The 11,167-nt window shown below is 62.6% G+C and carries 6 protein-coding genes; 4 read left to right on the top strand and 2 right to left on the bottom strand.

Features of this window, described 5'->3' with window-relative positions; translation table 11 throughout:
• Positions 1–533: 533 nt before the first annotated feature.
• Both BCY88_RS20395 and galU read left to right on the top strand, forming a co-directional pair.
• Complete coding sequence (locus BCY88_RS20395; protein ID WP_120346002.1) at positions 534–3,413, top strand: valine--tRNA ligase; 2,880 nt, start codon at positions 534–536, stop codon at positions 3,411–3,413.
• Between the two features lie 68 nt (positions 3,414–3,481).
• Complete coding sequence (gene galU / locus BCY88_RS20390) at positions 3,482–4,363, top strand: UTP--glucose-1-phosphate uridylyltransferase GalU (RefSeq protein WP_120346001.1); 882 nt, start codon at positions 3,482–3,484, stop codon at positions 4,361–4,363.
• 119 nt (positions 4,364–4,482) lie between these two features.
• On the opposite strand, the gene BCY88_RS20385 is transcribed toward galU, so the two are convergent.
• Complete coding sequence (locus tag BCY88_RS20385) at positions 4,483–4,710, bottom strand: sulfurtransferase TusA family protein (protein ID WP_025600552.1); 228 nt, start codon at positions 4,708–4,710, stop codon at positions 4,483–4,485.
• Positions 4,711–5,969: 1,259 nt separating this feature from the next.
• Here BCY88_RS20385 and BCY88_RS20380 point away from each other — a divergent pair.
• Positions 5,970–8,321, top strand: coding sequence for a UvrD-helicase domain-containing protein (locus tag BCY88_RS20380; protein WP_120346000.1), 2,352 nt, complete (start codon positions 5,970–5,972; stop codon positions 8,319–8,321).
• Complete coding sequence (locus BCY88_RS20375) at positions 8,318–9,124, top strand: 5'-methylthioadenosine/adenosylhomocysteine nucleosidase (protein WP_120345999.1); 807 nt, start codon at positions 8,318–8,320, stop codon at positions 9,122–9,124. Before BCY88_RS20380 ends, BCY88_RS20375 begins: the two co-directional genes overlap by 4 nt.
• Positions 9,125–9,238: 114 nt before the next feature.
• On the opposite strand, the gene BCY88_RS20370 is transcribed toward BCY88_RS20375, so the two are convergent.
• The gene (locus BCY88_RS20370) at positions 9,239–11,143 is read right to left on the bottom strand and encodes a propionate--CoA ligase (protein WP_120345998.1); all 1,905 of its coding nucleotides are present in this window, start codon (positions 11,141–11,143) and stop codon (positions 9,239–9,241) included.
• Positions 11,144–11,167: the final 24 nt, after the last annotated feature.

Here is an 11,167-nt window from a genome sequence, read left to right as displayed (position 1 = left end):
GGCTGGCGCAATTGCGCGCGCTGCAACGTACGCAGTGCATCGCCATTTCATTTCAAGTGGGGGGCGCCAATGAGTGCGGGAGCATCTCGCCGAGGCGAAGCCGATGGCCCCCACCGAACTTAACCGAAGCCTCCCGGTTTCCCTGGCAGACCCATCCGCGACGCACGCAGTGCGGAGTGGGAGCTGATGAGCCCTGTGTCACTAAAGCGGAGTGTGCGAAGGCACAGATTCCAGATGCACCACTGCCCCCTCCAAGCCAGGGGACCCGCTTATGAGCTGGCGGTTTGAGCCGCTTTCTTTGCTTATCTTTCTTTGCGGCGGCAAAGAAAGTAAGTGCCGCCCCGCACAGGGGCAACACTAATAGACCACTAACACAGCAAGGAAAGGCCAACACCATAAAACCACAGCCAAAAACAGACGAACCCCACCCCCCACAAACCGCCGAGCAGGCCCCAACCCACCCCCAAAAGCCCCGCGCGCCCAGCGCCGCTTATAATCGAGCATTCTTTGCATCCACCAGCAGACGGACAGAAATGAGCGAGACCCCGAGCGACCCGACCTCCACGCTTGCCAAAAGCTTCGAGCCCCACACCATCGAAGCCCATTGGGGCCCGGAATGGGAAAAGCGCGCCTACGCGGCGCCCACCTTCGACGAGAACAAAAAAGACTTCTCGATCCAGCTGCCGCCGCCGAACGTCACCGGCACCCTGCACATGGGCCATGCGTTCAACCAGACGATCATGGACGGCCTCACCCGCTATCACCGCATGCTCGGCGAAAACACCCTGTGGGTGCCGGGCACGGACCACGCAGGCATCGCCACGCAAATCGTCGTCGAACGTCAACTGGACGCCCAGGACATCTCGCGCCACGATCTCGGCCGCGAAAAATTCACCGAACGCGTCTGGGAATGGAAGCAGCAATCCGGCTCGACCATCACGAATCAGGTACGGCGCCTCGGCGCATCGATCGACTGGTCGCGCGAATATTTCACGATGGACGACAAAATGTCGGCCGCCGTACGCGACGTATTCGTACGCCTGTATGAACAGGGCCTGATCTATCGCGGCAAGCGTCTCGTGAACTGGGATCCGGTGCTGCTCACCGCCGTCTCCGACCTCGAAGTGGTCAGCGAAGAAGAAAACGGCCATCTGTGGCACATCCAGTACCCGCTCACGGACGGCTCGGGCCATCTGACGGTCGCCACCACGCGCCCGGAAACCATGCTCGGCGACACCGCCGTGATGGTCCACCCTGAAGACGAGCGCTACGCGCATCTGATCGGCAAGACAGTCACGCTGCCGCTCTCCGGCCGCGAAGTCCCGATCATCGCCGACGACTACGTCGACCGTGAATTCGGCACCGGCGTGGTCAAAGTTACGCCTGCGCACGATTTCAACGATTATCAGGTCGGCCTGCGCCACAAGCTGCCGATGATCGAAATCCTCACGCTCGACGCGAAGATCAACGACAACGCGCCGGAAAAATACCGCGCTCTGGATCGCTTCGAAGCCCGCAAGCAGGTCGTGGCCGATCTCGAAGCGCTCGGCGCGCTCGAATCGGTCAAGCCGCACAAGCTGATGGTGCCGCGCGGCGACCGCACGGGCGTCGTGATCGAGCCGATGCTGACCGACCAATGGTTCGTCGCGATGAGCAAGCCGGCGCCGGAAGGCACCTTCAATCCGGGCAAGTCGATCGCGCAAACCGCGCTGGACGTGGTTCGCAGCGGCGAAATCAAGTTCGTGCCGGAAAACTGGAGCACCACTTATTACCAGTGGCTCGAAAACATCCAGGACTGGTGTATCTCGCGCCAACTCTGGTGGGGTCATCAAATCCCGGCGTGGTACGGCGAAAACGGCGAAATCTTCGTCGCCAATACCGAAGAAGGCGCGCGCGAGAAGGCGGCCGCTGCGGGTTACACGGGCTCGCTCAAGCGCGACGACGACGTGCTCGACACGTGGTTCTCGTCGGCGCTGGTGCCGTTCTCGTCGCTCGGCTGGCCGGCTGAAACGCCCGAACTGAAGCACTTCATGCCTTCGTCGGTGCTGGTCACCGGCTTTGACATCATCTTCTTCTGGGTCGCGCGCATGGTCATGATGACCACGCACTTCACCGGCAAGGTGCCGTTCGACACGGTCTACGTGCACGGTCTGGTGCGCGACGCCGAAGGCCAGAAGATGTCGAAGAGCAAGGGCAATACGCTCGACCCGATCGATATCGTCGACGGCATCGACCTCGACGCGCTGGTCGCCAAGCGCACCACCGGCCTGATGAATCCGAAGCAGGCCGCGTCGATCGAAAAGAAAACCCGCAAGGAATTCCCGGACGGCATTCCGGCGTTCGGCACGGACGCGCTGCGCTTCACGATGGCGTCGATGGCCACGCTCGGGCGCAACGTCAACTTCGACCTGGCGCGCTGCGAGGGCTATCGCAACTTCTGCAACAAGCTGTGGAACGCCACCCGTTTTGTGCTGATGAATTGCGAAGGCCACGATTGCGGTTTCGGCAAGCCCGAGCAATGCGGCGAATGCGGCCCGGACGGCCACCTGAATTTCTCGGCGGCGGACCGCTGGATCGTCTCGCGCCTGCAGCGCGTGGAAGCGGAAGTCGCCAAGGGCTTCGCCGACTATCGTTTTGATAATGTGGCCAACGCCCTATACAAGTTCGTATGGGACGAATACTGTGACTGGTATCTCGAACTCGCCAAGGTTCAGATCCAGACGGGTCAGCCGAACCAGCAGCGCGCAACACGCCGCACGCTGCTGCGTGTGCTCGAGACGGTGTTGCGCCTCGCGCATCCGGTGATTCCGTTCATCACCGAAGCGCTGTGGCAGAAAGTGGCGCCGTTGGCCGATCGTTATCCGCAAGGCAAGGTGGAGGGCGAAGCGTCCATCATGGTGCAGCCTTACCCCATTGCAGAACCGTCGAAGCTCGACGAAGACGCGGAGCAATGGGCAGCCGACCTGAAAGCAGTGATCGATGCATGCCGGAATCTGCGCGGCGAGATGAATCTGTCGCCGGCGGTCAAGGTGCCGTTGCTCGCAACTGGCAACGCCGAGCGCCTGCGCACCTTCGCGCCGTACGCTCAGGCATTGGCCCGTTTGTCGGAAGTGCAGATCATTGCCGACGAGGCAAGCCTGGACGCGCAAGCGGATGGCGCGCCAATTGCTATCGTTGGGAATGACAAGCTGGTGTTGAAGGTGGAAATCGATGTCGCCGTGGAGCGCGAGCGTCTGTCAAAGGAAATCGCGCGGCTTGCCACAGAAGTCACCAAATGCAATGCTAAATTGCAAAATGAAAGCTTTGTTGCGAAGGCGCCACCGGCAGTCGTTGAGCAGGAGCAGAAAAGGCTGGCAGAATTCGAAACCACTATCGGCAAGCTGAAAGCGCAATTGGCCCGTTTGCCGGCCTGATCGACGCTCCGCGCCTGCCCGTGGGCGGGCGTGGAGCAAAGCTAAACCAGAGGATTCAGGGTAATCACATGCTAAAAGTTACAAAGGCGGTATTTCCGGTAGCAGGTCTTGGCACCCGGTTCCTCCCTGCCACGAAGGCAAGCCCGAAGGAGATGCTGCCGATCGTCGACAAGCCGCTGATTCAATACGCGGTGGAAGAGGCAATGGCGGCCGGCATCACCGAAATGATCTTTGTCACGGGCCGCAGCAAGCGCGCGATCGAGGATCATTTCGATAAGTCATACGAAATCGAGGCGGAGCTCGAGGCGCGTGGCAAGGCCAAGCTGCTGGAACTGGTGCGCAGCATCAAGCCAAGCCATGTGGACTGCTTCTACGTGCGCCAGCCGGAAGCGCTCGGCCTTGGTCACGCGGTGATGTGCGCCGAAAAACTGGTGGGCGACAACCCGTTCGCCGTCATTCTTGCGGACGACTTGCTGTACGGCACGCCGCCTGTGATGACGCAGATGATCGAGGTGTTCGACCACTATCACAGCTCGGTGATCGGCGTCGAAGAGATCCCGCCGGCGGAGACGAAGTCGTACGGTATCGTCGACGGCAAGGAGTGGGAAGACTCGATCATCAAGATGTCGGGCATCATCGAAAAGCCGGACCCGAGCGTGGCGCCGTCGAATCTCGGCGTGGTGGGCCGTTACGTGCTGAAGCCGCGGATCTTCGAACATCTGCGCGCGCTGAAGCCGGGCGCGGGCGGCGAATTGCAGCTGACGGACGCGATTCAGTCGCTGCTCGCCGATGAGCAGGTGCTGGCGTACAAGTACCACGGCACGCGTTTCGACTGCGGCAGCAAGCTGGGTTATCTGAAGGCGACGGTCGAGTTCGCTCTGCGTCACCCGGAAGTGGCAGCCGACTTCGAAGAATATTTGCGGACCCGTTCGCCGGTGCTGGAAGGCTGAGCGGCAGAACCGCTGCGCGGAAGCCTTTGCGCTGTTAGCCTCTCGCGATAGACGTCAGTCAGATGTAAAAAAGGCGCTGTGTCCCGCATTTGCGGGCACAGCGCCTTTTTGTTTGTGCTTTAGCGGCGTTTCATCAAAAAGGTGAAGACCTTGTCGTGCGCGGAGCTTTCGACGATTTCGTTGCCGGTTTGCTTGGCGAAGGCGGCGAAATCGCGTTGCGAGCCCGGATCGGTCGCTAATACCTTTAGAATCTGGCCGCTTTCCATGTCGGCGAGCGCCTTTTTGGCGCGCAAAATGGGCAGCGGGCACATCAGGCCGCGCGCATCGACTTCCTTGTGAACCTGAATTTGCATCGACGATGACCTTCGGGGTGAGGGGCGTCGGTGAGCGACGCTTAAGCGTCAAATTTTACAGCAGATGAGGGGGGGCCGCCGGGGGCGGGGTTTTTCCTTGTTCTGGCTTTTTTGGGCTTTGGTTGTTTTCCTGGTGGTCTGTTTTTGGCTGTGGTTTTATGGTGTTGGCCTTTTCTTGCTGTGTTAGTGGTCTGTTTTGGTTGTGTTTTTGTGGCGTTGGCCTTTCCTTGCTGTGTTAGTGGTCTATTAGTGTTGCCCCTGTGCGGGGCGGCACTTACTTTCTTTGCCGCCGCAAAGAAAGATAAGCAAAGAAAGCGGCTCACCCCGCCAGCTCATAAGCGGGTTCCCCGCACAGCCGCGGTAGTGGTGCATCTGGAATCCGTGCTCTCGCACACTTCGCTCCGGTGACAAGGGCGTCATACTTCCAGCGGCGCTGCGCGCGCCGAACGGTCCTTCATGAAACCACCCGCCACGCGTTTTCTCTTGCGGTTTGTCTCGGTCCCTGACTCGTCGTTGCATCGCAGCCGCTGGAACGACTGCGGCCGCGTGATGAACGCAACGCATCACCATTTCAAACGTTTGCTCCCACGGCTTACCCAGTTCCCTGGCTAGTCGTTGCATCGCCGCGGCTGGCGCAATTGCGCGCGCTGCAACGTACGCAGTGCATCGCCATTTCATTTCAAGTGGGGGCGCCAATGAGTGCGGGAGCATCTCGCCGAGGCGAAGCCGATGGCCCCCGCGACGCGAAGCGAAGCCCCTGGTTTNGATGGCCCCCGCGACGCGAAGCGAAGCCCCTGGTTTCCCATGCAGACCCATCCGCGACGCACGCAGTGCGGAGTGGGAGCGGATGAGCCCTGTGTCACTAAAGCCGAATGTGCGAGAGCACGGATTCCAGATGCACCACTACCGTGGCTGCGCGGGGGACCCGCTTAAGAATTAGCGGGGTGAGCCGCTTTCTTTGCTTATCTTTCTTTGCGGCGGCAAAGAAAGTAAGTGCCGCCCCGCACAGGGGCAACGCCAATAGACCACTAACAAAGCAAGGAAAGGCCAAAGAAGTAAGTGCCGCCCCGCACAGGGGCAACACTAATAGACCACTAACACAGCAAGGAAAGGCCACCGCCGCAGGCACCCAGAGGAAAGACCACCGCCGCAGGCAACCAGACGAACAAGCGCCGCACAGGCAAAAAACCCCAAAAAAACCCCAGCCCCGGAGGGGCATATAATGTCGGACGCACTTGCCGTCCTCCCAAAAAATGCCCGATCTGCTAGCCAATCTAAACCCCGAACAACACGCCGCCGTCACGCTCCCCAACGAGCCAGCGCTCATCCTTGCCGGCGCGGGCAGCGGCAAAACCCGCGTCCTCATCACGCGGATCGCGTGGCTCATCCAGCATGGTCTGGCGTCGCCCGCCACCATCCTGGCGGTGACCTTCACCAATAAGGCCGCCCGCGAAATGATGTCGCGTCTGTCGGCCCTCTTGCCGATCGACACGCGAGGCATGTGGATCGGCACCTTCCACGGTCTGTGCAACCGCATGCTGCGCGCGCATCATCGCGACGCGGGCCTGCCCGCCACCTTCCAGATCCTCGATACCGCGGACCAGCTCTCCGCGATCAAGCGTCTGATGAAGGGCCTTAACATCGACGACGAAAAGTACCCGGCGAAAAATCTCCAGTACTTCATCAACAATTCCAAAGAGCAAGGCCTGCGGCCGAAAGACGTCGACGCCACCGACAACTTCAACCGCAAATTCGTCGAGCTCTACGAAGCCTACGACCAGCAGTGCCAGCGCGAAGGCGTGGTCGACTTCCCGGAACTGCTGCTGCGCTGCTTTGAACTGCTCGCGCACAATCCGCCGCTGCGTGCCCACTATCAGGCACGCTTCAGGCACATTCTCGTCGACGAGTTTCAGGACACCAACAAGCTGCAATACGCCTGGCTGAAAATGCTGGCCGGGCAGACCAACTCGATCTTCGCGGTCGGCGACGACGACCAGTCGATCTATGCCTTTCGCGGCGCGAACGTCGGCAACATGCGTGACTTCGAACACGAGTTCAACGTTCGGCACATGATCAAGCTGGAGCAAAACTACCGCTCGCACGGTCATATTCTCGACGCGGCCAATCAGCTGATCGCCAATAACTCGCGGCGTCTGGGCAAGAATCTGCGTACCGACGCGGGTCACGGCGAGCCGGTGCGCGTCTACGAATCCGCCACCGACACGCAGGAAGCCGGCTGGATCGTCGAGGAAATCAAGGCGCTGATCAGCACTGGCACCTCGCGCAGCGAAGTCGCCATCCTGTATCGCAGCAACGCACAGTCACGCACGATCGAACATACGCTGGTCAATGCTGGCATCGCGTACAAGGTGTACGGCGGTCTGCGCTTTTTCGAGCGCCAGGAAGTCAAGCACGCGCTCGCCTATCTGCGCCTGATCGACAATCCGAACGACGACACCGCGTTTGCCCGCGTCGTCAATTTCCCCACGCGCGGCATCGGCGCGCGCTCGATCGAGCAACTTGCCGACGCGGCGCGTCTGTACAACTGCTCGATGGCCGCGGCGATTCCGTATGTCGCGGGTAAGGCAGGGTCGAGTCTCGCGAGTTTCGCGAATCTGATCGGCAGGATGCGTGCGGAAACGCAGCAGATGAGCCTGCCGGAAACGGTCGAATACGTGGTCCGCACCAGCGGTCTCACGGAGTTCTATCAGAACGAACGCGAGGGCCAGGACCGGCTGGAGAACTTGCAGGAACTGGTCAACGCGGCCGCTGCTTTCGTCAGCGAAGAAGGCTACGGCATGGATACGCCGGCGCGCTCGATTCCGCTGCGCCCCGGCGCGACGGCGGCGCCCGAGTTGGCCGTCGCCACCGACGATCCGAATACGGTCGTGCTGGACGCGCCCGATATCGCCGATCCGGCGCAAAACCCGGACACGATGACGCCGCTGGCCGGATTCCTCTCGCATGCATCGCTGGAAGCCGGCGACAACCAGGCGCAAGCCGGTCAGGAAGCGGTGCAGTTGATGACGGTGCACGCCGCCAAGGGCCTCGAGTTCACGGCGGTGTTCATCACGGGTCTGGAGGAAGGGCTGTTCCCGCATGAGAACAGCGCGATGGAATCGGACGGGTTGGAGGAAGAGCGCCGTCTGATGTACGTGGCGATCACGCGGGCAAAGGAGCGTTTGTATCTGTCGTTTGCGCAGAGCCGGATGCTGCACGGCCAGACGCGCTACAACATCCGCTCGCGCTTCTTTGACGAACTGCCGCAGGAAACCCTCAAGTGGCTCACGCCGAAGGTCGAGGCGGGCGCACGCTGGGGCGGCCGTTCGGATAACGCCGGCTATGGCCGCGACTGGTTCGCGCGGCCGGGTTACACGGGCCCGTCGTCGTCGACCCCGGCGCCGCTGCCGGCTTTTGCGAACGAACAGCGCGCGGCTGAAACGGGCTTTCGCGTCGGCCAGCAGGTGTTCCACACCAAGTTTGGGGAAGGCACGATCACCGCGCTGGAAGGCGGTGGCACGGACGCCAAGGCCCAGGTCAAATTCAAGCGGCACGGCGAGAAGTGGCTGGCGCTGGCAGTCGCCAAATTGCAGGCGGTTGAATGAGCGCGCCCATGATCGACCCAACTCGCAGCGGCGCACCGGTCTCGCATCGCCCGCTCGGCATTCTGGCGGCTTTGCCGCAAGAGCTCGGCGATCTGATCGAAGCGATGCGCGCCGGATCCGGCGTACGCACGATCACCCACGGTCAGCGTGACTACCACCTTGGCACCGTGCACGGCGTGCCTTGCGTCGTGACACTGGCGCGCGTCGGCAAGGTCGCGGCGGCGGCCACCGTCAGTGCCCTGATCCATGCATTCGATGTCGAAGCGATCGTGTTTACCGGTGTCGCGGGTGGCGTGGGGACCGAGGTGCGGGTCGGCGATATCGTTGTCGCCAACGCGCTGATGCAGCACGATCTCGACGCGTCGCCCTTGTTTCCGCGCTTCGAAGTGCCGCTGCTCGGCGTGTCGCGTTTCGCCGCCGATGAGGCGCTCGCTGATCAACTGGCCGCGGCATGCGAGCGTTTTGTCGCCGAAGAGGGGGCTGCTGCTGCAGCGCGCTTTGGCACGCGCGAGCCGCGTGTTCATCGCGGCCTGATTATCAGCGGAGACCAGTTCGTGGCGAGTGCGACGGGCGTCAAGGCATTGCGCGACGCGCTGCCGGATGCGCTCGCAGTCGAGATGGAAGGCGCGGCGATCGCGCAGGTCTGTTACGAGTACGGCGTGCCATGCGCGGTGGTGCGCACCATTTCCGACACCGCCGACGATCACGCGCCGGAGTCGTTCGTGTCGTTTCTCACGGAGATTGCCGGGACGTATTCGAATGCGATTCTGACGCGGTTTCTGGAGGCACGCCGCCTCGTGTGACAGGCTCGCCGGCTGGGCACGCAGCGTGTCGATCAGCCGGCAGCAGCACACCCAAACAAACCGGCGGCGCACCAGGGTGCCGCCCGTTCACTGCACGATCGGGCTTGCCGCCCGCTAGTGCTTCGTCGAGTCCCCCAGCGCCTCACGCACCTGCTGCAAAGCCGACGGATCTTCGATCGTCGGTAAATCGCCCGGTTCGCGTCCTTCCGCGAGCGCTGCAATCGCGCGGCGCAATAGCTTGCCGGAGCGCGTCTTCGGCAGCATCGGCACCACCACCACGCGCGCCGGCCGCGCAATCGCGCCGAGCTGGCGGTCGACCGTCGCGCTGAGTTGAGCCTCCAGTTTGGCCCGCGCCTTGTCGTCCGCATACGCCTGCGCGTCGCGCAGCACGACGAAGGCCATGGCCGCCTGACCCTTCAGCGCGTCGGTTACGCCGACCACCGCCACTTCCGCGACCGCCGCGTGGCTCGATAACGCTTCCTCGATTTCGCGCGTGCCGAGCCGATGGCCGGCCACATTGATTACGTCGTCGGTGCGCCCGAGGATCGTCACGTAGCCGTCTTCGTCCTGGATGCCCCAGTCGAAGGTCGAGTAGACCTGCTGGTTCGGCACGCTCGACCAGTACGTGCTGATAAAGCGCTTGTCGTCGCCCCACACCGTGGACATGCAACCCGGCGGCAGCGGATAGCCGAGCGCGAGCACGCCTTTTTCGCCGGGCGGGCAGGACTCGCCGGTCAGTTCGTTGCGCAAGGTCAGATTGAAGCCGGCCGACGGCACGCCCGGCGAGCCGAGCTTGGTGGGCAGCACCTCGACGCCGCGCGGAATGGCCAGCATCGGCCAGCCGGTTTCGGTCTGCCAGTAGTTGTCGATCACGGGCTTGCCGAGCGCGCCGGCGATCCATGCGGCGGTCGGTTCGTCGAGCGGTTCGCCGGCGAGGAACAGCGTGCGCAGGCTCGACAGATCGGACTTTTTCAGCAGCGCCGGATCCTGCTTTTTCAGCACGCGCAGCGCGGTCGGCGCGGTGAACATCAGGTTGATCTTGTGCTGTTCGACAAGGCGCCACCAGATACCGCCGTCCGGCCGAATCGGCGTGCCTTCGTACATCACGGTGGTGAGGCCCGCAATCAACGGCGCATAGACGATGTAGCTGTGGCCGACCACCCAGCCCACGTCCGACGCGGTGAACATCGTGTCGCCGGGCTTGCCCTGAAAGATGTGTTCCATCGAAGCCGCCAACGCCACCGCATAGCCGCCGACGTCGCGCTGCACGCCCTTCGGTTTGCCGGTGGTGCCCGAGGTGTACAGCACGTACGACGGTTCGTTCGATTCGAGCCATTCGCACGGCACATGCGCATCGAAAAACTGTTCGCGCAGCGGCTCGTAGGCGACGAGGTAGCTCGCGTTCAGGCGCTCCGGCGCGAGCTGGCGGTCGATCAGCAGCACGTGCGGCGTCTTGTGGGCCGCGCGCGCCAGCGCCTCGTCCATCAGCGGCGTGTAGTCGATCACCTTGCCGCCGCGCGCGCCGGCGTCGGCGGTCACGATCAGCACCGGTTTCGCGTCGTCGATACGCGCCGCCAGGTTGGGGGCCGCGAAGCCGCCGAACACCACCGAGTGAATCGCGCCGAGCCGCGCGCATGCGAGCATCGCGAACAGCGCTTCGGGAATCATCGGCAGATAGAGCAGCACGACGTCGCCGCGCTTCACGCCGAGCGAGCGCATCACCGCGGCCATGCGGTTGATCTCCGCGTGCAGCTCGGCGTAGGTGTAGCGCCGCTCGATGCCGGTTTCCGTCGACACGTACACTAGCGCATTCTGCTGCGCGCGTTCGGCCAGATGCCGGTCCACCGCGTTATGGCACAGATTCGTGCGGCCGCCGACGAACCAGCGCGCGAACGGCGGATTCGAGCGGTCGAGCACGGTATCGAACGGCGTTTGCCAATGAATCCGCTGCGCCTCGTCACGCCAGAATGCCTCGGGCTGCTCAATCGAACGGCGGTGGAAGTCGCGGTAGCTGGTCATCGGCGGCGATCCTTCTGCTGCGTG

Source organism: Paraburkholderia fungorum, assembly GCF_003610895.1.
GTDB lineage: Bacteria > Pseudomonadota > Gammaproteobacteria > Burkholderiales > Burkholderiaceae > Paraburkholderia > Paraburkholderia fungorum_B.
The sequence above is the reverse complement of the archived record's forward strand: the minus strand, read 5'-3'. Positions and strand labels throughout refer to the sequence as shown.